Consider the following 23,394-nt stretch of genomic DNA (forward strand, 5'->3'; position numbering starts at 1 on the left):
TACTTGAATAAGACTAAATTATGAAAGAAAAGTTACTGCATTATATTTGGCAATTTAAAAAATTTAACACTTTAGATCTGTATACTAATGATGGCAAAAAAGTTGAAATAATTCAAGCGGGAACTTATAATACGAATGAAGGCCCGGATTTTATTTTTGCTAAGTTAAAAATAGATGATATTGAATGGAACGGTAGTGTTGAAATTCATGTAAAATCATCGGATTGGTTTAAGCATAAACATGATCTCAATAATTATTACAAAAATATAATTCTTCACGTTGTATACGAAATTGATGATAATAAAGATAAAATCCAAAATTTATCTTTTCCTATTCTCGAATTAAAATCCTATATTTCCAATGAGATTTATAATAATTATGAATTTTTGGATCATCAAACATTCAAATTTATCCCTTGCGAAAATTTAATTAACACCTCATTAATTTCTGATATTTTTTCTTTCTCAGAAAATTTATACTTGGATAAATTAAAAAATAAATGTGAACGTATCTATGAAATTTTGAAAAGAAAAAAGAATGATTGGGAAGCCACCCTAACTACTGTTTTAGGGTATACATTAGGTCTCAAAATAAATGCTTATGCATTTGAATATATATTTTTATATTTAGAGTATGGGATTATCAGAAAAATTTCAAAAAATCTTTTTCAAACCGAATCTTTATTATTTGGAACAACTCATAAACTGGAAAATAGCGTTGATACGTATCCTCAAGATTTATATAAAGAATTTAAATTCTTGCAATCAAAATTTAATCTACCGGAAAAAATTACTGATGTAAAATATTTGAGATTAAGGCCTTCAAATTTTCCTACCATTAGATTATCCCAACTTGCAAACATTATCTCTACTTATCAAAATTTATTTTCTTATATCATAGGTATCAAATCTGTAAATCAGTATTATCGGCTATTAGATGATGTCAAAGCATCCGGCTATTGGAATGATCATTATGTTTTTGATAAAAAAACATCGTCAGCCTTTGAAAAAAAATTATCTAATTCACAAAAAGATTTGCTAATACTAAATGCATTTCTTCCCATAAAATATGCTTATTCTTTAAGTATCGGAAAACCTATGGAAGAAGAAATTTTTGAAATACTTTCTGAAATTAAAGCTGAAAATAATTCGATTATAAAAAGTTATAATCAATTAGGTATTAAAATTAATTCTGCTTTAGACTCTCAAGCATTTCTATATTTATATAAAAATAAATGTTTAAAAAAACAATGTTTAAGCTGTAAAATAGGATATAATATTTTAAAGTAAATAAGTAATTGTATCTATGATTATTTTAACCAATTAAGTTATATCTTAAATTTTAATTATAATACAATCACTATTACTTAAAATAAAAAACATTTAAAAATTATAGTTGATTAAAAGTGCTTATTCTTTGCGTTTATTAACAATTAAGTAAATTAAATATGCGATAGGAATTAGCATTAATAATAAATAAATGGGTCTAAAATTAGTAAAAGGATAATAGGGATACTCACTAACAAACAAGAGTCCGCAAAGAATACCAAAAAGTGCTCCTCCTAAATGAGCATCATGTCCAATATTACCCAATTGAGTCTTCATCCCATATAAAGAATAGGTTAAATAAACAACACCAAATATCCATCCCGGAATAGAAAATGGTAAAGGAAAAATTCCTATTGAAATTTCTGAATTTATAATAATTGTAGCAAATAAGATCCCGGATACACCGCCCGAAGCTCCTATTGCACTATATTGTGGATTATTTTTATGCATCCATAATGCCAATAAATTACCGCTTATAATGGATCCGAAGTATGTTATAAGAAAAAACAGATTTCCATAATTTAGTAAAAAGACTGAAAAAAAATAAAAAGTATACATATTGAAAAACAAATGAGCAATATCTCCGTGTAAAAATGCTGAAGTAATCATCCTTTCCCATTGTTTTCCTTTTAAAATAGCATCGATATTAAACTTATAACGGTTAAAAAAATTCTGATCTTTAAATCCTTTAAAACTAAGTACACTGGTAATTATAATAATACCTATTACAATAATATTTGAATTTTCCATTTTATAAACTAAATCTATTAATATTTACTTCTGACATTAATTCTTTTCCATTTTCCATATAATCAAATAACTCTTCTGCCATAATAGGGGCTAACATAACTCCCCTACTGCCCAAACCATTAAATATAAACATATTTTTATGTTCAGAATGCTCTCCTAATAAGGGCCGACGATCAACAACTGTAGGTCGTATTCCTGCAAATTTTTTAATAATTTTATAATCTATAGTTAAAAACTTATTCAAATTATTAATTAGTTCGCTCTGTCCTTCTTCAGATATTTCATCATTTACTTCACGATAATGATAAGTAGCTCCTATATAATAATAGTCTTTTTCCATAGGCATAATAAAAACCTTAGCTTTTACGATATCAGTAAGGCCTAATCCATTGGCATGAATTACCATGGTTTCCCCTTTGACACCTTCCATAGGAAGATAGCTAAAAAAAGGGTTATACTTTAAAGCATAACCATCACAAAATACGACTTTTTTAGCTTTGATTCCTTTATATTCATAATGATTTATCTCATTAGTTAATTGATTAAAATCAAATATATCGTCAATTATCCTATTTTCATTAAGTAAAAATTTTCTAAATTCCCTTAAAAGTTCTCTAACAAATATCTTCCCTGCCTTATCAACTCTTCCCATTCCAAAATTTGCTATAATATTTGGATTGATCGAATCATAAATTTCAGGATCTAAAAAAGGTTTTAAATTTTCATTCTTTACAGACTTTTTTTTCCAAGTTTTAACTTCGTCCTCATTTGCAAAAATTCTGTATAAATTTGAATTATAAACTAGTTTTACCTGTAATAAATCTTCAAATTCTGTAAATTCCTTACGTAATTTGTCAATTTCAATTTCTGCGTTCCAAACGGGCGTAAATCGTTTTAATACCACGGGATTATACATTCCCGATGAAACAAATGAAGCCGAATTGGAAACTATATCTATTATTTTAAATGATTTGTTTTCTTTATATAATTTATGAGCCAAACAGGAACCTGCCAATCCTTGACCTATAATAAGATAATCTAGCATACTTTTTTATATTATCGGAAGTAGTGTATTTTATTTGTAAAGTTAAAAAAAAAGTCCTGAATCAATTTGTGTGATTCAGGACTGTATTTTATTAAAATTCATTTAATTAATAATTCCACATATTGTTTTCTTTCTGTAGAATTTCATTTTTAATTCTATTACTTTCTTCAAGCTGAGATTTTGCATCTCCGGGTATATAATTTGATATCAACCCGTCACCATATTCAGATTGTGATTTATAAATAATGGAACTGAATCGTCTTGCGTTAAGTACATCATCATAGGTAATTGATGATGAACCGTTTTTAGGATTATACACTGTACAACTGGATAAAACCTCTCTGGCTCCAGGATAAAATATCCAAAATAAGTCGATCAACTCTTCATCTCCTTGATATCCAAGCATAGCAGCTTCTGAAAGCCCCATTACTTGAGGATCCGGTCCCATAGGTGCAATTCCCAACAAACGATATTTCATTTGACCTAATCGTTTATCTATATACCACATTCCTTTAATCTTAATTAATTTCACGCTACGTGTATCCGTTTTAAAATGATCTACTCCTTCAACCAAATCTTGAGCAGTAATTTCTTCCCCGGAAGCTCTTTTATCTTGAAGCCACTCAGATTCTCTTATTGCCTGGATTTTATTTTGAAGATTTTCGGGTGAAATTCTTGATGTAAAGTTATCATCATCATAAACTTCAGTTATATTACCTGAATCAATACCCTTAAAAAGAGCATCGTATAGGGAGACATAAGTAGCTGAAACATCTTCATAAGAATAGTAATAAGGTTGATTTAATTTTTCATTTAAATCTATAATCTCCCATACTACTTTAGACCATAAAATATCTTTATCTTCAATATACCCATAAGGTAAGACAGTCGGAGCTGTAGAAATTGTATCTGTTCCATTTACAATATCATATCTCTCTTCTCTCATTTCTCTTAATTCAACAGGGGACTTTGCATTTAAGATATTTTGTGCAAATGCTCCTGAACTTATTAAGACTGTTAAGCTAAGTAATAAAGATTTCATGTTAAAAATAGTATTATTAATTTCTTTTTTATTGAACATTTATAAGAATAGGTGAAATACTTTGTTGAGATATTCCGGATGCTGTAGCAGAAATATCAAATATTAATACTTGATCACCTGATTTTAATCCTTTTAAATAATCTGCAGCCGGTCTTAGCGAATTTCCGGAATAAGGTCTTGCTGCAGCTCCCGGTCTCTTCAATTTAAATCCGGTAACATTAAAGGTAACAGGGAATTCAAAATCCGGTATAGCTGCTGATACTGTTTGATTAGATACGGAGCTAGGCGGCATACTTACTACATTCGCACCTCGTATGGTACCTTGTGCTTTTGGTACATTCTTAATTCTAAACGCAACAGTCGTAGAAACAGTTTTTCCAGAAGAAGTTTTTCCTGAAATGGTAAAGTTTGTAGTTGTTCCTGAACCTGCTTTATATATCCAACCTTTTCCTGATCTTGAAAGACTACCGTTTGAAGTACTCATACTGATAGTAGATGCATCAACTCCTGTAACCGATCCGCTCATAGGGTTATCTACACCTCTATAAACTACATTCATCTTATCTGCTACTACAGTTCCTCCCGTTGGTAAATCCTTAACAACATCTTGTACAACTTCGTATGTTTCGTCGAACGATTCTGTTTTAATACCATTTGCTGTTTGGTATGAGATATTACCTGACAAACGTTGTTTTCCTACTCCGGAAGCAACCATATTAACTATAGCTTTTCCTTCAGATAAAGGAATATTTCGTCCGTTCAGAGTTATAGATCCTTTTAATGTGTTATCGTATGCACCGAAACCAATTGTAACATTAAATTTCTCTCCTGCTCTAACAAATTTTGGTGCAGAAACAATTGGAACAAAGGCTTTCAATTCGATTTCATCTTGCAGTTTGTTAGCTAATAAATCTCTAACTCTGTTCCCTTCTTCAGTTCTAATATTTGATTGTAATCTTGTTAAATTAGTTAGAGCTGAAATCATAGGTTGATCATAAAATTGATTAACAATCCACGGTTTATTTTGTTTATCTGTAAAATCAAATAATTGATCAATTCTTTTCTTTGCATTCTCATTTGCTCCTTGCAAAATAAATTGGGTAAATGCTTTAACCTTTGCAATCATATCTTGCACATCTTTTGTAGCTGTGTTATCATTTGCAAAGAACACTTTATTAACTACATCTGTATTTTGAAGCGAGTTGTAATTAGTTTCTTCACCTGCTGAAGGAGGAGTATATTCTGCAGCTGTCGCTAAACGATTTTTTACTTCTTCAATCGCATCTACAGCTGTCTGCGCTTGTCTTTTAACTTCATCTGATTTTTTTGCTATCTCTACATATCCTTCATTTCCATCGGCTTTTTTAGCATCGATTTGTTCATAAAAGGTCTTATTGTTTTCATCCGTTAATTTTGTGGATAATTGTAAAGATTCATTTATACCTTCGAAAGAACGTAAAACCTCTCTGTCTACATTCATTGCCAACATAGCAATAAACACTAAATACATTAGGTTTATCATCTTCTGGCGTGGTGTCTGTTTTCCTGCTGCCATTTTTACTTATTTAATTTTTAAATTTAAAATTATTAAGCTTTCATGGCATTAAGCATACCACCATATACCTTATTTAAGTTGTTTAGATTTGCTGTTAATTCAGCCAATTGTTTTTGGAATGTATGAGAATACTCTCCTGCTTTGGATAAATCATCCACAAATTTTTGATTTGCTTCTGAATATTTTTTACCATTGTCTAACTGCAATTGGTATAAAGCATTTAAATTTTCTAAATGAGAGGAAGCTATACTTAATTGGTTTTTATATTTTTCTGTAACAGAACTAGCTTCTACGGTTTTGTTAATTCCTTCAACTGCTTGTCCAAAGTTTTCTATACCACCTCGTAATCTTTCCAACAATCCTGCATCTAATTTAGCTTGAGAAAGCATTTGGTCTAATTTAGTTGACAAAGATATTTCAGCTTCTTGTATGGATGAGTCCTGTATTTGAGATTTTGATTTTCTCTGTGCTGATGAACCGTCTAATAATTCCGGATATGCTTTTTCCCATTCATATTCAGCAGGAGGTGGATCAAACGCAAATACCACAAATATAAAAGCTTCAACAATTAAACCTATTGCTAATATGGTACTACCGGTTATAGGACCTAATCCCCAGTGATTAATTTTAAATAAAGCACCAATGATAACTACTGCTGCACCTAAAGAGTACACCATATTTAACACTTTATCCTTTGATTTCGTTTGATTTGCCATTTTTCTAAATTTTCTAAATTATTATCTATGTATTATTTAATTATCAGTACTAATTATCTTACCGGAGCATGCTTTTTAACAGCCGGATATTTACCCTTAGATCCTTCCGGTATGGTTTGAACACGTCTAAAACCAATAAAACTTCTTGCTGAATCTTTATGTTCCCAATCTCTTTCACTCACCATAAGCATGTAACCTATGTCTTTCCATGATCCTCCTTTTATAACTTTTCGAGGGTCTTCAATTCTATTTCCTAAATAAGGATTTAAGGTGGATGATATTATATAAGAACTATTATTATATGCGGAAACAGTCCATTCAGAAACATTACCGGCCATATCATATAATCCAAATCCGTTTTTACGGAAAGATTTAACTGGGGCTGTGTATAAATAACCATTTTCATTTTCCATGTAATCCCCTCTTTTAGGTTTAAAATTGGCTAAATAGCAACCTCTATCATCTATTAGATAAGGTCCTCCCCATGGATAAGGAGCATTTTCTAAACCTCCTCGTGCAGCATATTCCCATTCAACTTCTGAAGGTAATCTATACGGAAATACTTTATCTATTTTTCTTTTTCGGCTTTGGTTATAATCGTTTTTGGATTTTGTACTATAAGCACAAAAAGCTCTTGCTTGATCCCAGGTTACCCCTACTACAGGATATTTAGAATAAGCTTTATGCCAAAAATACTGTTCAAATAAGGGCTCATTAAAAGAATAATTAAAATCTCTCAGCCATACAGTCGTATCCGGATAAATAGCTATTTCTTCTCTTCTAAGAAAATCTTTACCTCTACCTTTATTTTTAACTGCCTCCAGTTGATCAATCCATGTAAATTGGTAAATTAATTTTCTAGCATCTATAACTCTTTCATTGTTGAATCTTTCTTCCGGCGGGTAATATAATGATTCTAATACTTCTGCATAAGCAACATCAGGGTATCTGGAAGTATTCCATTCTAAAGGCACCGACCAATCTAACTTTTTAGATTCGTCATATCCTTCTCTACCTCCCTGTTCTTCCAACATTTGCTGATATGCAGTCTGTTCTTTTTCTGATTTTTTGTTTAAATAAGAATATCTTCCTATTCCTTCTCCTCCTTCTTCACCTCCTCTTTCTGCTAATAGGGAACGAACAATGGAATCTTTAACATAGTTTACAAATACTCTATATTCAGCATTGGTTACTTCAGTATCATCCATATAAAATGCTGATACGGTAACAGTAGTTAAAGGGGCTTTTGTGTTTGTTCCGGTGAAATCCATGTCAGATTGCCCTAAAACAAAAGCTCCACCTGGAATAGGAACCATACCATACGGTTTTTTGTTATTCCATTGCTGACTCTTTTGCGTAACTACAATCTCTCCTTGTGATCCCGGTTTTCCTGCTCTTCCTTTTTTGGATGAATTACAAGAAATTATTGTTGACGTTGCCAATAAGAGTAATAATACTTTTCTCATTATAACCAAAGTTTCTTTTAAAAATTGTAAAACTACTATTTTTTTATTTTATTTAAAAATTTTTTTATTCTTCTATTTAAATCAGCGTTAATTTTATCTGTGGCCGTTTATAAAAACTTTTTGAAAGTTTTCCAATATCGCTCGGGAACATTTCCTTCTAAAGCTTCTTTGTAATCATTTAATGAGCAAGGTACTAAGAAAGGAAGATTTTCATTGTCCTCAAAATCGATAGCCAACCACCACCTATCGACATATTTATCTTTTAAAAAGACCAACTCTTTATCTTCATGTAAGACAGTATATTTAATGTATTCATCATTTTCATAATATTCTTGCTGATTTTTACCTTCTATCAGATACCACAAAATTTGAGAAACTAATTTTTCATTCATTTTATTGTATGAATATCCTAAAAAATTATAGATCCCTATTATTTTTACCTGTTTAGACAAACCTATATACCTTGATAAACCACAAATTTCACGATTGGTGAATCCGTTTACCGTACTTCCGGTTGAGAGAGTACCATCATAAGACTCTACAGAGTCCAAATTGATCCCTACAAAATCAGAACTTCTGAATATAGGCTCTGAATCTTTTATATTCGTTGTTATATTCCCTAAACGTATGCCTTCAAAATCTAAAGTGTTAAATTTTTTTAATGTTGATTGCGGTACGTAGTAACTTTGATATCCTATATTGGTAAAATTGAAAAGTAAATTAAAATCTTCAACTATCATCTTGGAAAGATAATTTTTATCCGTTAGCTTTCCTTCTGTATTTCCAATTTCAATTTTCGTATCAACTGCGGTATAATTTAAAGGCTTTTTTAGTATAGAAAGTGCTTTATAGGCGGTATAATTCAGTCCCATATTTCCACCTAAGATAATGGGCTGTACCTTCATTTCCAATAATTCTTCCAATACTTTTTTGAGAGCAAAATCTGTATCCTCCCATTCATTTCCAGGAATTATATCTCCCAAATCATACAACTTTAAATTCCAATCATTCCATACTAATTGATAGAATTCTTCACGGATCAACCTTAAATTGGAAAACTCTTTTTTATGGCCGGTACCTCTTAAATCGGGACAACCAATAATTACAACACTATTCTCTTCAAGTTTTTTATCCCAGTAAAATTGTATCTTGCTTCCTACTGAATCCGGTTGTGCATATATCAAAGATTCATCTACCGGATGCAAAAAATCTCGCAATGCTTCCACTTATTTCTTTTTTGATTTGGTTTTGGATTTAGGCTTGGTTTTACTACCTGATTCCGAGATTAATTTTTTGACATCTTCGAGAGTTAATTTATCGGCTTCCGTGTCTTTAGGGATTTTATAATTTTCTTTTCCTTGTTTAATATAAGGTCCCCATCTTCCATTTAAAATTTCAATAATTGGATCTTCTGATTCAAATGCTTTAATAAATTTATTTCTGTCTGCCTCCCTTTTCGCTTCTATTAATTCGATAGCTCTTTCTAAAGTAATGGTTGAAATTTCATCTCCTTCTTTAGGTTTCAAAGAAAAAAACTTGCTGTTATGTTTTACATAAGGACCAAATCTTCCCGTATTTACTTCAACTTTTTTATCTTCATAATCTCCTAAATACTTAGGCAATTCAAATAATTTAAGCGCTTCTTCTAAAGTTATTGAATTTATGTGTTGCCCTTTCATTAAACCGGCGAATTTAGGCTTTTCTTCATCTTCGGTTTCACCCATTTGAATCATTGGACCGAATCTGCCTATGCGAGCATAAATATTTTTACCGCTTATAGGATCTTGACCTAATAATCTTTCTCCTGTAGCTCTTTCTGCCGTTTCTTTTACTTCTTCTACATGGGGGTGAAAATCATCATAAAAACCAGTCAACATTTCTTTCCAGTTTTCATTTCCTCCGGCTATATTGTCAAAGTCTTCTTCAACCTTTGCTGTGAAGCCATAATCTAATATGGTTGGAAAATGTTCCGTTAAAAATTCATTTACAACTAATCCTATATCTGTCGGCATTAATTTTCTTCGATCCGCTCCATAATTTTCAATTTCAACACTTTCTTTTATAGTATCATCTTTTAAAAGAATCTTCTTAACCTCCCTTTGTTTGGGATCTAAGTCTCTGATTTCCACATATTGTCTTTTTTGAATTGTAGAAATAGTAGGAGCATATGTGGAAGGACGCCCGATTCCTAATTCTTCTAATTTCCTTACTAAAGAGGCTTCATTATATCTAGCTGCCGGCCTACTGAATTTTTCTTCACCAATAATTTGAGATAATTGTACTTCTTCTCCTTTTTCTACGACAGGTAAGAGTCCTTCATTATTGTCTTCATCGGCTGAATCTTCTTCTTTTTGAATTTGGTATACTTTTAAAAATCCGTCAAAAACAATAACTTCTCCTTTTGTTACGAACTTCTCTTTTAATTCCGGATTTGATATATCGACAATTGTTCTTTCTAATTTAGCATCGGCCATTTGTGAGGCTAAAGTTCTTCTCCAAATTAAATGATATAGTTTCTTTTGTGAATCATCTGCCCCTGCTTCTTGTACTGATAAATTGGTTGGACGAATTGCTTCGTGAGCTTCTTGAGCAGACTTATTTTTTGTGGTATATTGTCGTGTGTTTAAATATTCTTTTCCATATTGTCCAATAATTACATCTTTTGCAGAATTCAACGCTTCTTCTGATAAATTGACGCTATCGGTTCTCATGTAGGTAATGTACCCCGATTCGTAGAGTTGTTGAGCTAACATCATTGTTCTACTAACTGAAAATCCTAATTTGGCAGCTTCTTGTTGTAAAGTAGATGTAGTGAAAGGGGCTGATGGACTTCTTTTACTTGGACGAGTCTCAACATTGGATATAGTGAATGTTTTCCCTTGGGCTCTTTGTATAAAATCTAATGCCTTAGAATAGTCTTGAAAATCAGTATTTAATTTACTTTTTAATAAATTATGAGATTTATTGTAAAAATCTGCTTCAACTTTATACGTAGGAACCGGAATAAATTTTTCAATTTCCTTTTCTCTTTCACAGATCAAACGTACAGCCACAGATTGTACTCTTCCTGCAGATAATCCGGCTTTTATTTTAGACCAAAGAATAGGTGACATTTCAAATCCTACCAATCGGTCCAACACTCTTCGGGCCTGTTGTGCATTAACCAGATTAATATCTATATTTCTAGGGTTTTGAATGGCTTTTTGTATGGCATTTTTGGTTATTTCATGAAAAACAATTCTTTTAGTATTTTCTGATTTAAGTTGTAATTCATTAAATAAATGCCAAGCAATGGCTTCCCCTTCACGGTCTTCATCGGAAGCCAACCATACAGTATCTGCTTTTTTTACTAATGATTTTAGTTTTTTAACGACTTCTTTTTTATCTGAGGAGACTTGATATATGGGCTCTAGAGTTTTCATATCTATACCCATATCTTTTTTTGCCAAATCAGTTATATGACCATAACTAGATTCAACTTCAAAGTCATTTCCTAAAAATTTTTTTATTGTTTTGGCCTTTGCGGGCGATTCAACAATTACCAAATTCATGCTAAGATTTTTTTGCGAAATTAGAAATTTTTTATCAATATTATAGTTCAACTTTGATTTTTTATTTTCTAATAAACAAATTTATCCAGATATAAATAATTAATACTCATAGCATTGTATTTTTCTTACAGTACCGTAACCGTAAAATTCATTTCCTTTATTTTATTTCATCTGTTCAAGTTTATTTAATGTTTTTTTAGGGTAAATTTTATATTACTTGCACTTATTTTTAGTAGGTATTTTAAAGTAAAAATTAGTAGTTATAGATTCTAATATTGAAAAAATATAATTATCTTACATGTTATCTATTTTCAAAAATCAATTAGAATCATTACATCGATAAAATTGCATTTACAATTTAGATTTACAGCATAATTACGATATAAAAAATACCTTTAAGTAATTAACTTAAAGGTAATTTGAGTAATGATATATTTATTATTTAAATTTAACTAAATTATCTTATATTTTTAATATCCAAAAAGAGTTGTATTCAAAGCTTGTAATGCTTCTTTTTTACTTTTGCTGTCAATTACTACAGATATATTATGCTCACTTCCTCCATAAGATATCATATGCAGAGGAATATTTTTAAGAGCTTCCAAAATTTTAACAGCATAACCTGATTCATTTTTTGCAATATTTCCTACGATGGCAATAATGGTTTGATCTTTTTCATATTCTACATTGGCTATTTCTCTTAATTCCTTTAATATATATTCTAAATTAGAAGGATTGTCAATGGTTAATGATACAGCAACCTCTGAAGTGGTAATCATATCTATAGAGGTTTTATATTTATCGAAAATTTCAAAAATTGTCTTTAGAAATCCATACGCCAATAGCATTCTACCACTTTTTATGGTTATGGCGTAAATACCGTCCTTTGCTGCTACGGCACGAATTCCTTCCGGAGTATTAATATTTCCTATTAAAGTACCTTTAGCTTCAGGTTGCATTGTATTTTTCAAAGCTACGGGTATTCCTCTTTTCTGTGCAGGTAGAATACAGGTTGGATGTAAAATCTTTGCTCCGAAATAGGCTAATTCTGCAGCTTCATCAAAACTTAATTCATTTATGGGATGAGTTTTATTAACAAATCTAGGATCGTTATTATGCATCCCGTCGATATCGGTCCATATTTGTATTTCTTCAGCATCAATTACGGCACCAATTATACAAGCTGTATAATCACTCCCCCCTCTTTGCAAATTGTCTATGTCTCCTTGAGCATTTTTACAAATATATCCTTGAGTAATAAAAAAATCTATATCAGGATACTTTTTAATTTCTTCTTTAATACGTTCTTCTATATAAGGAAAATCCGGTTCACCGTCTTTGTTTATTCTCATAAATTCTAACGCCGGAAGCAATATCGTTTTTTCTCCGATTTCACTCATGTAAAAATGGAACATATGAGTACTCAAAAGTTCACCTTGAGCCAAAATTATTTTTTCTTCTTTGGAAGTAAATATAGGAAAATCCAAGAATGATGCTATATAATTGAAATAATCATCCAAAAGTTCGTTCCCTTTCTTGGCAATGGTTTCATTATTGTATAAGTCTTTTATTTCCTTTCTGTATTTGTCTTCTAAAGATTGTATTAATTCTTTTGCCTTAGATGTATTTTTTTCATAAAGAGCTTGGGATATTTCTACTAAGGCATTAGTTGTTCCACTCATGGCAGACAAAACAACAATCTTCGGTTTTTTACCTTTAGTTAATTCAGCTAAATTTTTTATACGTTCTGCACTTCCTACGCTGGTGCCTCCAAATTTTAATACTAACATTTTTATCCTATTATAGAAGAGATACAAAAATACATATTTTATGGTTTATCAACTATTTTTATATTAAAAACATTAGTAATTTTTTATCATGAATTTAAAACAAATAATAGGTTTTTAAACTAGATTTCAATTTCAGTTCTAATTAAATTAATTTATTAAAAATCTTTCTTATTTTTATAGCCGAAATACTAATTTCTAAATCAAAAAATGATTTTTTTAAATAAAAAAAGAAGCTTAATTGATAAGCTTCTTGCACAAATTTATATAAGTTAAAAACTTAATCTATTCTTTTTTAGATGCATCTCTAATTTTTCGTTTAGCATCTGTGGTTAAATCCTCTACCTTATCTCCTATTTTATCACCCCAATCTTCTGCCTTATTAGATATTTTACTAAAAAAATTAGATACTGAATCTTTAAAATGTTCGTATTTCCCTTTAAAGAATTTTTCCCAATCAACATGTAAATCTTCTTTATCCATATATTCTTTTATTACATTTAAAGATTTCACCGCTTGATCTTCACTGAGACCTACTTCTTTTTGAAGTTTTTCAATAATATTTTCCATACACTATGTTTTTTTATTGTTTTAGTAAAATAAAAAATCAAAAATTAGACCTAATAAATGATTTGCTTATAAATATTTTATATGTAATACATGTAAAATTTCAGGCTGTTAAATTATATTTTACATTCTGTTTAAATGGAAACCAATCTTTCTTTACCCTGTAATTTTTTTAATGTAAAAATTCACTCTATTTTATTCAATTCCAATATCTTTCAAAGTTATTTTTAAGAAATGAAATATTGAAGGAACTTAAGATTTAAAAGTTACATTCATAAAGAAATCCCTAACTTTGTATTATGAAATTCCTAGTTTTTGATACTGAAACCACAGGTCTTCCTGCCAATGCAAATGCACCTGTTTCCGATTCAGACAATTGGCCTAGAATGGTTCAAATTGCCTGGCAGTTACATGATGAAAATGGTGATTTAATTGAAAACTATGACTATATAATTAAACCCGAAGGATACGACATCCCTTTCAATGCTCAAAAAATTCACGGTATAAGTACCGAAAAAGCATTAGCGGAAGGTCATGATCTTAAAACCGTATTGGATCAATTTAATGCGGTACTGGCAGATAATCCGATTTTAGTCGGACAAAATATAGCATTCGATATCCCGATTGTTGGAGCTGAATTTTATCGAAAATCAATAGAAAACCATATTGCGGATCTTCCGTTAATAGATACAGCCCGTGAGGGAACTAATTTTTGTGCTTTGCCCGGAGGTATGGGAGGTGGATTTAAATTTCCTAAACTTTCCGAATTATATGAAAAATTATTTGGGCATGGTTTTGATGAGGCACACAATGCTGCGGCAGACGTTAATGCTACTGCTCAGGCATTTTGGGAGTTGGTTAGACGAAACCAAATAAGTGCAAATAAGCTGAATTTTACAGAAGAAGAATTAAGTGCTTTTGTTGAAACTCATCCTGAACCTTTTCAACCTTTTGATATTGTTATTCGTGAACAGGTCAAAGATTTTAATAAGCAACTAAAAGGGATATCAGAAAGTACTAAAAAATCTGTAGATGAAATAAATTATTCATCTTTTTTCCACTTTCACAATCATTCGGTTTATTCAATACTTACTTCTACCAGTAAACATTCTGATTTAATAAAAAAAACCTTAGAATATAACATGCCCGCTTTAGGTGTAACGGATACGGGCAACTTGATGGGTGCATTTGCTTTTCTCAATGAAATAAAAAAAGCTAATGGATCTATTAAAGATCATAATGCTAAAATTTTAGAAGGCGATGGTTCTGAACCTTTAAAAAATGAGATTTTACCAATTATCGGTTGTGAACTGTATATATCTGAAACTTATTTACAAAATAAATTTACAAAAGATAATCCGGATCGTAGATATACTCAGATATTACTTGCTAAAAATCATGAAGGATTTAAAAATCTTTCTAAATTATCAACTTTAGGATATAAACTAGGTTTGTATGCAGGCTATCCCAGAATTGGAAAAGAACTTATTGAACAATATAAAGAAAATTTAATTGCAACTACCGGAAGTTTATCTTCAGAAATTCCCAGTCTAATTTTAAATGTGGGAGAAAAGCAGGCAGAAGAGGCCTTTATCTATTGGCATGGATTATTTGGTGATGATTTTTATGTAGAGTTATTAAGACACCATTTAGATGAAGAGGAACACCTCAACAAAGTTTTAATAAAATTTGCCAAAAAATACGGAGTCAAGGTTTTAGCTCAAAACGATACATTTTATATTAGTAAAAAAGAAGCAGAAACCCAGGATATCCTTTTATGTATAAAAGACGGAGAAAAACAATCTACCCCTAAGGGCAGAGGTTTTGGAAGAAGATACGGTCTTCCTAATGATGAATATAATTTTAAATCTCAAACAGAAATGGCTCAATTGTTTGCAGATATACCGGAAGCAATTGAAAATTTTGAAGATTTTATCAAAAAATTTGAACCTTATCAATTAACCCGAGATGTTTTACTTCCTAAATTTGATATACCTGATGAATTTAAAGACCCTCAAGATGAAGTGGACGGAGGTAAGCGAGGAGAAAATGCCTACTTAGCATATCTTACCTGGGAAGGAGCTAAAAAAAGATATGGTGACCAATTATCCGAAGATACTAAAGATCGTTTACAATTTGAGTTGGAAACCATAGCCAAAACGGGATATCCCGGCTATTTTCTCATTGTACAGGATTTCACCTCACAAGCGCGTAAAATGGGTGTATCTGTTGGTCCGGGTCGAGGTTCTGCAGCCGGATCAGCCGTTGCTTATTGCATAGGGATTACTAATATAGATCCTATTAAATATGATTTACTTTTTGAGCGTTTCTTAAATCCGGATCGGGTATCCTTACCCGACATAGACATCGATTTTGACGATAGAGGACGTGAAAAAATCATTCAATGGGTGGTAGATAAATACGGAGAAAATCAGGTTGCTCAAATAATTACTTACGGTACGTTAGCCGGACGTTCCGCGATAAGGGATGCAGGAAGAGTGCTTGAATTGCCCTTAAGCGATACAGACCGCTTATCAAAAAACCTACCCTCTACCTTAAATTTAACCAAGCTAAAAAATAAAACAGAAAGTGAGTTAATTAAAGATTTCGGTAAAGAGGAGTCTGTTCCTGTGCTTCAACTAAAACAAAAATTTAATGAATATGACCTGGAAGGGCGGGTAATACAAAATGCTTACCAACTGGAAGGTAGCTTACGGAACACGGGAGTTCATGCGTGTGGAGTAATTATTACTCCGGAAGATATTACTAATTTAATACCTGTTGCCGTTGCCAAAGATTCCTCTTTGTTGGTATCCCAATTTGATAACTCCGTGGTAGAAAGTGCCGGATTGTTAAAAATGGATTTTCTAGGTTTACGTACCTTGACGATTATTGCCGATACCATTGAAATTATTAGAAAAAGGACCGGAGAAGTTTTAAATCCCGATGATTTTCCTTTGGATGATGATAAAACCTATGAGATATTCAAAAATGGAAATACAGTAGGTATCTTCCAATATGAGTCCCCCGGAATGCAAAAGCACCTCAAAGCATTGCAACCCGATAAGTTTGAGGACTTGATTGCCATGAATGCCTTGTATCGTCCCGGACCTTTACAATATATTCCGAACTTTATCAATCGTAAACATGGAAAGGAAGAAATATCTTACGATTTAGAAGATATGGAAGAGTATCTTGCGGATACTTACGGTATTACTGTTTATCAAGAACAAGTAATGCTTCTTTCTCAAAAATTAGCCGGATTTAGTAAAGGTGATGCGGACGTGCTTAGAAAAGCTATGGGTAAGAAGCAAATTCAAGTCTTAAATAAAATGGAAGCTCGTTTTCTTGAGGGAGCTATCGAAAGAGGTCATCCTGAAGATAAATTAAAAAAAATATGGGAAGACTGGAAAGCTTTTGCTCAATACGCTTTTAACAAATCTCACTCCACTTGTTATGCATTTATTGCCTTTCAAACCGCTTATTTAAAAGCTCATTTTCCTGCAGAATTTATGGCCGCATTGCTTAGCAATAACCTTAACAATCTTACCACTTTGAGTTTCTTTATGGAAGAATGTAAAAATATGGGATTGGAAGTGCTAGGACCTGATGTTAATGAAAGTGATTATGAATTCACTGTAAATGAAAAAGGTGCTATCCGTTTTGGAATGGGAGCTATTAAGGGAATCGGTGAAAATGCTGTTGAAGCTGTAGTAAGTGAAAGACAAACTAAGGGAAAATATAAAAATCTGTTTGAATTTTTTGAAAGGACAGATTTAAAAAATATAAATAAAAAAGTTCTGGAAAATTTAGTATTGGCAGGAGCTTTTGATGGACTAGCCAATAATAATCGTGCTCAATTTTTTAAAGAAGAAAATGGTACCAGCACTATTGAAAAGCTGGTAAGATACGGGATTGCCTATCAGGATAATAAGAATTCTGCTCAAAATTCTTTATTTGGAGACTTGGGGGATGAAGGATTTGATGTTATGAAACCGGTAATTCCTGAAACGGAAGAATGGAGTACCATGTATAAATTGGGCAGAGAAAAAGAAGTAGTAGGTATCTATATATCCGCTCATCCAATGGATAATTACAAATACGAAATTGCTCTGATTAAACCTGTTGATATTTCCGAAATTAATGAAAATAAAGAAAATTATATTAATAAGGAAGTGTATATCGCCGGTATGATCTCACGTTTTGAGCACAAGGAAATAAACGATGGCAGAACAAGAATCGCCTATTTTGATTTGGAAGATAAAACAGGTACTATTTCTCTTAAGCTTAAAAAGAATTATCTGGATTTACAAAAATATCTTATTCCTAATTTATTTGTTTTAGTAAAAATCACGGTAGGAATGATTAAAGATAACGGCTTTGTATATATAAATGTGCTGAATATCGAAGAACTTAGCGATGTAATCGGAAAACATGCTAAAAAATTAACCATTAAGATAAACTTGGAAAATTTAGATGAAAATACCATTACTACTTTAAATAAAGTATGTGATGAAAATGCAGGTTCAAAAGATATACACTTTGAAATTATCGATAAAAAGAACAATGTATATTTAGAATCACAATCAATGAACCGAAGAGTAAATATAAATAAACAAATTTTAGATGTATTAAGAAACGATCTGTTTTTAGATTTCAGGTTGAATTAATAAAAATTCCGACTTTAAAATAGAGTCGGAATTTTATTTTAGGTTTTATTATTGTAGATAAACCTTCAAATCTTTAAAATATCCTTCAGTGCCTACATCAACAAAGAGTCCGATAGCTCCTGTCGCATTTCCTCCTAATTTTAAATCATTTACGATGAGTGAGGGTTGTTTATTATCATTTATATACAATTGAGCTTTTTGCCCTTGAACTTCAATTCTTAATTGTATCCATTCGTTTAGTGCCATATCTGCATAGGACTCGTATTTATTTTGAGATTCATTTCTCAATCGTTGATACTTATAATTCGGATAAGAAAAATATTGTATGGTCCTGTTTCTGTGTTCCTGATTCTCGGATCTTCCGTTTAAAGGGCGAACATATATACTTTCAAACTTAGTGTTTGAATCATTTATGTGAAAGGCTATACCAATAAATCCTCGGGCAAAATTCGGAGCATCATCCAAAATTCGACTTAACACTTTTACTTCTATGATCCCATTGGCAAAATTTACATTATTGATTCGTACATAAGTAGGTTCATCAAATTTCTTGATTGATGGATCCTTAATGACTCTTACTACTTTATCGCCATCCATTTTTTCAAATGTCATAAATGTATTTATCGCTTTCAAATGAGTCTCCGTTAAATCTATAACTTTTTGTGCTTTTATTTCAGAAATGTTTATAATCACAACAAAAAGTAGAAAATATGCATTTTTTATAATATTTATTTTCATCGATTTTCAATTTACTTGATTTATATATGTTTTATTACATGATAAAATTTAATCTATATACTTAAAAGTTGAATTCCATTTATTATATAAAATACCTTGAGCTACATATAATTGTCCCATATACTCTAATGCTCGTGAAGATTCTAGTTTACCAGCATCATAGGTATTCCAACCTAAAGATTTAATTATTGTAGAAATTGTATTTTTAATCTCTTCATTATTTCCGGCAATAAATGCGGTACCGTTTTCTTTCAGTGAAGGTTGATACATTAGATGCGCACCTATGGTATTCATTCCTTTAACAACATGCGATAATGGCAAAAGCTTTTGTACACTTTCTGACAGAGATTCTTCCGGAGATGAAATTAATTTAATTACTCCATTAGCCGGAGCTTCCGATGATAATGCATTTGTAATATCCCAAAGTATTTTACCTTCAAAATTTTTAATTCCAATATCCTTTATGGTTTCTATAAGCGCAAATCCGGGAATTGAAAGAAGGATAATTTCACTTAATGTTACAGCATCTTGGTAGGAAACAATGGATAGGGTTTTATTAACTTGTTTTAGTTTTTCTATATTTTCACTTCCTTTTTCGAAATTTCTTGAACCAACTACCACATTATACTTTTCATTAATTAATCCGTTAATTAACGCTTGTGCAACATTTCCTGTTCCTAGTATTGATATTTTCATTTTTATATATTTTTAAATAAATTTATGATTCGAATTTAGCCCGAACAACTTATGTTCACAAGCAGGATCGTAACGAACCGTTAAAGTTAGAATTATTGATTATCAGCTAATTATATGTTTAATTTTAACATTTATTTAACTATAAATTATTACTTTATTATTTATAGTTGTACTCTATTGGAGAGTAATATGTATATTTGATAGAAAAATGAAAGCTCATAAACTCGATTTAAAATATCCCATCTGTCCCATAAGAAATATATTAAGCCGATTTAGCGATAAATGGTCTTTATTACTATTAGCTGTTTTATATTCCGGCAAAACGATGCGTTACGGAGAAATAAAAAATGAACTTCCTGATATTTCTCAAAAGATGCTTACCAACACGCTAAAAAATTTGGAAAAATATAATTTAATTAAAAGAAAAGCCTATGCTGAAATCCCTCCTCGAGTTGAATATAGTCTTACGGAAACAGGTATTAGTTTAATGCCTTCCATTCAGATGATGATCACTTGGGCTGAAAACCATTTTGAAGAAGTTTTAAAAAATAATAAAAACCACTAATTCTAAAAGATCATTATTAGTTTTTACTTTTTAAAAATCGAATATGCAATAAACTTAAACTCATAATTAATATGGCCGATACTCCTCCAATTGAGGTGGCAATTAATCTGTCCATAGCTATTTCATTACCCGATGACCCATTAATTGCAAACATTAATACGGTTGTAATGGTTAAAAAGGTTGACAAAATTGCATATCTGTGGTTAGCAAATACATAGCAAACATATAAAGAAATCAGAATTTCCAATGCCATGATATATCTTGATGGAAACCACCATATTAAAAAAGTAGCTATGACAATACCCAGAAGTGTTCCCATCAACCTTATACTTGCCTTTTTCAGGGTATCAATAAAATCAGGTTTCAAAATAACTAAGGCAGTCATAACAGCCCAGTAATAATATTTGATATCGAAAACAGTAATGAAGAAAAAGCAAACTAATATGGTTAATGCGGTATAGATGATGGTCATATGAAAGCGTATTTTTTTATCAATATCTTCATATATGTTTTTAAAAATGATCAGAAGCTCCTCAGGGTTACTGATATTTCTTTCAAATGATGATTTCTCAATGAGAAAAATAATACAAATAGATTGAAATAAACCTCCTGCAAGAATTAAAACACCTCTATGCAGAGCGGCATAGACATCTCCCACATAATAGCCTCCTACAAAAAAAGCAATAGACCATTGTAAAACAATCCACCAAGCATTTTGATCGATAGTTCCTACACAAGTTGCTAAACAGGCTAATAATACACAACAGATTATATACCAAAAATAGAAATGTCCTATTAATGATCCCAATGCAGCACATATACTCATTCCTAAAACGGCTATGATCATGGGCGCGAAGGGATATTTTAATATTTTTTTATTTGCTCCATATCCCGCCGTCACAGCACCTCCTGCAGCAATACTTGCAAAAATGATATTATTGAAGATAAATCCGAAACAATAGATTATTAATATACCCGGTAAGGAATATAGCGCTATAATTAGGTCTTTTTTGTAATCTTTCAACATTTAAAATTAAAATTTTAAATTTTTTAAAATAAGTTGTTTCCGATTGGTATGAACTATTTTATTTAAACTTTCTAAAATATTTAATTAGTAACTGAACCCAAAGTACTCTTCTTTAAATTAATTTTTTTTCTAATTAAATAAGCATGAAAAAAACTCGGTATATCATGCATCCAATGAGGTAATAGTATAAGTATAAGCAAAACATCAACATAGGAAATATATCCCACAATTATAGTCAGATATAAAAAGAATCCACCGTAATTAAAACCCAGTATTGATATAAGTGCTAAAAATAACGTTATTCCCCAAAATTTTGAAGAATACGCATGGGTACTAGCTTCTTTTCTGAATCGCAAGAAACTAATTAGCGCACTTATTCCTTCTAATATTACTAAACCTACAATAAATATCAAATTGGCTTCAATGATCCCGGGTCGAACTATTCCTGTTGAGGTTGCAAGAGATAACCAAAATATAATATCTATAAAACTATCCATTCTTCTTAAATTTTCAGTTGCTACCTGATATTTTCTGGCAATAATTCCATCCAATATATCGGAAGTCAACCCCAGGCATAGTATTAAAACAAGCATGTGAACACATGCTTCTCCATAGTGACAAGATAAAATAATGCTTAGGGGAGCTAGTAAGAGTCTGAATATCATAAGAATTTTAGGGACAGTACGCATATGTCTAATATTAATCTTATGTAAACTCAAAAATAATGCAAATGCTAACTTTATTGATTTTGGATCTTTTTATTTTTAGATTTTAAATAACCGTTAAAACAGATGGCAGCAATCATGACAGCTGTTGAAATATAAAATACTGGACTCATTTTTTCCGAATCTTTCCAAATTAAAAAGGCTATTAAAATAGCATATACAGGCTCTAAGTTTATGGAAAGCATGAGTGTAAAAGGCGTAATGTGTTTCATCAGCTTCATGGTCATAACTAAAGGAAAACTGGTTAAAAGTCCGCCCAACACTAAAAGCCATAGGATATCCCAAGCTTTTATGGTAGCTATGGCTTCCCAATCATTGAACAAAAACATAAAAACCGTCAAGGTTACAAAAGCTCCTGCCATTTCATAGAAAGTTATTATTTCTGGACTTTCTTTTGAATGCATTATTCCGTTTACTACAGAAAACAAGGCCGACAAAAATGCACATCCGATACCAAGTAGTATACCTTTCCAATAACTCATTTCTGTATTAAAGATAAAAAGTATACATATTATAATAACTAAGCTTAAAATTATTTCAGAAATTTTGATTTTTCGTTTGAAAAAAAAGGGCTCTAAAAAAGCCACAAATAAAGTTCCTGTTGATAGGGTTGAAGTGGCAATAGAAATGTTGGATATTTTAATGGATCCATAAAACAATGACCAATGAGTACCTACAATTACTCCACACCCCAAAAGTTGGAACATCAGCTTTTCGGAAATTTTAAAATTTTTTCCTTTTGAAAAATATAAATAACAAAATAAAATAAAAGCTGCAACCAAGGTCCTACCCCATACCAAAGGTATAGCATTAAGAGAGATAAGCTTACCAATTACACCGGTAAATCCCCAAATAAATACGATAATATGCAATTGAACTATTGCCGGTAATTTCATGAATAATTAATTTGTTAAATAGTGGATGCAAATTTAATCATCTTTGTTTAAATTCTAAAAAAAAGAGTCATTTAATAAATAATTTGTAATTTTTATAGATAAATATTCTAAAAAATTACATTATTCGCATTTCACCATCCATCATTTTACCCATAAATTGATCGTATTAGGGGAAGGAATAATCAGATATTTTATTTAGTTGTTGAAGTTAAATTGGTAGTATGAGTTTATATTATCCATAAAGCAAAAATAAAAAAAGGATGTGTAGTG

Annotated in this window: 18 protein-coding genes; 3 read left to right on the top strand and 15 right to left on the bottom strand. The window is 30.9% G+C overall.

Translation table 11 applies throughout. The features are described from left to right. Nucleotides 1–20: 20 nt before the first annotated feature. Nucleotides 21–1,289, top strand: coding sequence for a DUF2851 family protein (locus GYM73_RS06715; RefSeq protein ID WP_220233376.1), 1,269 nt, complete (start codon nt 21–23; stop codon nt 1,287–1,289). A 120-nt stretch (nt 1,290–1,409) separates the two neighbouring features. On the opposite strand, the gene GYM73_RS06720 is transcribed toward GYM73_RS06715, so the two are convergent. The 10 genes from GYM73_RS06720 to GYM73_RS06765 all read right to left on the bottom strand — a co-directional run bounded on the left by GYM73_RS06720 (nt 1,410) and on the right by GYM73_RS06765 (nt 13,810). Then, nucleotides 1,410–2,078 (bottom strand): rhomboid family intramembrane serine protease, encoded by a 669-nt coding sequence (locus tag GYM73_RS06720; RefSeq protein WP_160541975.1) that lies wholly within the window; start codon nt 2,076–2,078, stop codon nt 1,410–1,412. Nucleotide 2,079: 1 nt separating this feature from the next. Then, nucleotides 2,080–3,123 (bottom strand): FAD-binding oxidoreductase, encoded by a 1,044-nt coding sequence (locus GYM73_RS06725; protein ID WP_220233377.1) that lies wholly within the window; start codon nt 3,121–3,123, stop codon nt 2,080–2,082. A gap of 106 nt (nt 3,124–3,229) precedes the next feature. Next, on the bottom strand, nt 3,230–4,165 hold the full coding sequence (gene gldN / locus GYM73_RS06730; RefSeq protein ID WP_160541973.1) for a gliding motility protein GldN: 936 nt from the start codon (nt 4,163–4,165) through the stop codon (nt 3,230–3,232). A 28-nt stretch (nt 4,166–4,193) separates the two neighbouring features. Further along, on the bottom strand, nt 4,194–5,720 hold the full coding sequence (gene gldM / locus GYM73_RS06735; protein ID WP_220233378.1) for a gliding motility protein GldM: 1,527 nt from the start codon (nt 5,718–5,720) through the stop codon (nt 4,194–4,196). Between the two features lie 32 nt (nt 5,721–5,752). Next, nucleotides 5,753–6,436, bottom strand: a complete 684-nt coding sequence (gene gldL, locus GYM73_RS06740) for a gliding motility protein GldL (protein WP_160541971.1) — start codon at nt 6,434–6,436, stop codon at nt 5,753–5,755. Between the two features lie 53 nt (nt 6,437–6,489). Further along, on the bottom strand, nt 6,490–7,902 hold the full coding sequence (gene gldK, locus GYM73_RS06745) for a gliding motility lipoprotein GldK (protein ID WP_160541970.1): 1,413 nt from the start codon (nt 7,900–7,902) through the stop codon (nt 6,490–6,492). A 107-nt stretch (nt 7,903–8,009) separates the two neighbouring features. After that, nucleotides 8,010–9,128: a hypothetical protein gene (locus GYM73_RS06750; protein WP_166005949.1), complete on the bottom strand. Its 1,119-nt coding sequence runs from the start codon at nt 9,126–9,128 to the stop codon at nt 8,010–8,012. After that, complete coding sequence (gene topA / locus GYM73_RS06755; RefSeq protein WP_220233379.1) at nt 9,129–11,453, bottom strand: type I DNA topoisomerase; 2,325 nt, start codon at nt 11,451–11,453, stop codon at nt 9,129–9,131. Nucleotides 11,454–11,923: 470 nt separating this feature from the next. Next, nucleotides 11,924–13,243 (bottom strand): aspartate kinase, encoded by a 1,320-nt coding sequence (locus GYM73_RS06760; RefSeq protein ID WP_220233380.1) that lies wholly within the window; start codon nt 13,241–13,243, stop codon nt 11,924–11,926. 282 nt (nt 13,244–13,525) lie between these two features. Continuing rightward, on the bottom strand, nt 13,526–13,810 hold the full coding sequence (locus tag GYM73_RS06765; protein ID WP_160541966.1) for a hypothetical protein: 285 nt from the start codon (nt 13,808–13,810) through the stop codon (nt 13,526–13,528). A gap of 296 nt (nt 13,811–14,106) precedes the next feature. On the opposite strand from GYM73_RS06765, the gene dnaE reads away from it, so the two are divergent. Further along, nucleotides 14,107–18,477: a DNA polymerase III subunit alpha gene (dnaE, locus tag GYM73_RS06770; protein ID WP_220233381.1), complete on the top strand. Its 4,371-nt coding sequence runs from the start codon at nt 14,107–14,109 to the stop codon at nt 18,475–18,477. A 48-nt stretch (nt 18,478–18,525) separates the two neighbouring features. On the opposite strand, the gene GYM73_RS06775 is transcribed toward dnaE, so the two are convergent. Together GYM73_RS06775 and GYM73_RS06780 are read right to left on the bottom strand one after the other, a co-directional pair. Next, a complete protein-coding gene (locus GYM73_RS06775) occupies nt 18,526–19,215 on the bottom strand; it encodes a DUF1080 domain-containing protein (RefSeq protein WP_220233382.1) in 690 nt (229 codons plus the stop codon). A gap of 48 nt (nt 19,216–19,263) precedes the next feature. Beyond that, entirely contained in the window at nt 19,264–19,911 is a 648-nt protein-coding gene (locus GYM73_RS06780) for an NADPH-dependent F420 reductase (RefSeq protein ID WP_220233383.1), read from the bottom strand. 208 nt (nt 19,912–20,119) lie between these two features. Between GYM73_RS06780 and GYM73_RS06785 the strand changes: the two genes are divergently transcribed. Further along, entirely contained in the window at nt 20,120–20,476 is a 357-nt protein-coding gene (locus GYM73_RS06785; RefSeq protein WP_160557169.1) for a helix-turn-helix domain-containing protein, read from the top strand. A gap of 16 nt (nt 20,477–20,492) precedes the next feature. Here the strand turns inward: GYM73_RS06785 and GYM73_RS06790 are convergent, their stop codons facing one another. From GYM73_RS06790 to GYM73_RS06800, 3 genes are all read right to left on the bottom strand, one after another. Next, complete coding sequence (locus GYM73_RS06790) at nt 20,493–21,503, bottom strand: FUSC family protein (RefSeq protein ID WP_220233384.1); 1,011 nt, start codon at nt 21,501–21,503, stop codon at nt 20,493–20,495. 80 nt (nt 21,504–21,583) lie between these two features. After that, nucleotides 21,584–22,192 (bottom strand): CDP-alcohol phosphatidyltransferase family protein, encoded by a 609-nt coding sequence (locus GYM73_RS06795; RefSeq protein WP_220233385.1) that lies wholly within the window; start codon nt 22,190–22,192, stop codon nt 21,584–21,586. Nucleotides 22,193–22,242: 50 nt separating this feature from the next. Further along, nucleotides 22,243–23,124: a DMT family transporter gene (locus GYM73_RS06800; RefSeq protein ID WP_220233386.1), complete on the bottom strand. Its 882-nt coding sequence runs from the start codon at nt 23,122–23,124 to the stop codon at nt 22,243–22,245. Between the last annotated feature and the right edge of the window lie 270 nt (nt 23,125–23,394).

Source organism: Apibacter sp. ESL0432 (assembly GCF_019469225.1).
Taxonomy (GTDB): Bacteria; Bacteroidota; Bacteroidia; order Flavobacteriales; family Weeksellaceae; genus Apibacter.

Excerpts from the sequence above, each read along its gene's own strand:
- GYM73_RS06715 (WP_220233376.1), top strand. The coding sequence starts at position 21 with ATGAAAGAAAAGTTACTGCATTATATTTGGCAATTTAAAAAATTTAAC.
- GYM73_RS06720 (WP_160541975.1), bottom strand. The coding sequence starts at position 2,078 with ATGGAAAATTCAAATATTATTGTAATAGGTATTATTATAATTACCAGT.
- GYM73_RS06725 (WP_220233377.1), bottom strand. The coding sequence starts at position 3,123 with ATGCTAGATTATCTTATTATAGGTCAAGGATTGGCAGGTTCCTGTTTG.
- gldN (WP_160541973.1), bottom strand. The coding sequence starts at position 4,165 with ATGAAATCTTTATTACTTAGCTTAACAGTCTTAATAAGTTCAGGAGCA.
- gldM (WP_220233378.1), bottom strand. The coding sequence starts at position 5,720 with ATGGCAGCAGGAAAACAGACACCACGCCAGAAGATGATAAACCTAATG.
- gldL (WP_160541971.1), bottom strand. The coding sequence starts at position 6,436 with ATGGCAAATCAAACGAAATCAAAGGATAAAGTGTTAAATATGGTGTAC.
- gldK (WP_160541970.1), bottom strand. The coding sequence starts at position 7,902 with ATGAGAAAAGTATTATTACTCTTATTGGCAACGTCAACAATAATTTCT.
- topA (WP_220233379.1), bottom strand. The coding sequence starts at position 11,453 with ATGAATTTGGTAATTGTTGAATCGCCCGCAAAGGCCAAAACAATAAAA.
- GYM73_RS06760 (WP_220233380.1), bottom strand. The coding sequence starts at position 13,243 with ATGTTAGTATTAAAATTTGGAGGCACCAGCGTAGGAAGTGCAGAACGT.
- GYM73_RS06765 (WP_160541966.1), bottom strand. The coding sequence starts at position 13,810 with ATGGAAAATATTATTGAAAAACTTCAAAAAGAAGTAGGTCTCAGTGAA.
- dnaE (WP_220233381.1), top strand. The coding sequence starts at position 14,107 with ATGAAATTCCTAGTTTTTGATACTGAAACCACAGGTCTTCCTGCCAAT.
- GYM73_RS06775 (WP_220233382.1), bottom strand. The coding sequence starts at position 19,215 with ATGAAAATAAATATTATAAAAAATGCATATTTTCTACTTTTTGTTGTG.
- GYM73_RS06780 (WP_220233383.1), bottom strand. The coding sequence starts at position 19,911 with ATGAAAATATCAATACTAGGAACAGGAAATGTTGCACAAGCGTTAATT.
- GYM73_RS06785 (WP_160557169.1), top strand. The coding sequence starts at position 20,120 with ATGAAAGCTCATAAACTCGATTTAAAATATCCCATCTGTCCCATAAGA.
- GYM73_RS06790 (WP_220233384.1), bottom strand. The coding sequence starts at position 21,503 with ATGTTGAAAGATTACAAAAAAGACCTAATTATAGCGCTATATTCCTTA.
- GYM73_RS06795 (WP_220233385.1), bottom strand. The coding sequence starts at position 22,192 with ATGCGTACTGTCCCTAAAATTCTTATGATATTCAGACTCTTACTAGCT.
- GYM73_RS06800 (WP_220233386.1), bottom strand. The coding sequence starts at position 23,124 with ATGAAATTACCGGCAATAGTTCAATTGCATATTATCGTATTTATTTGG.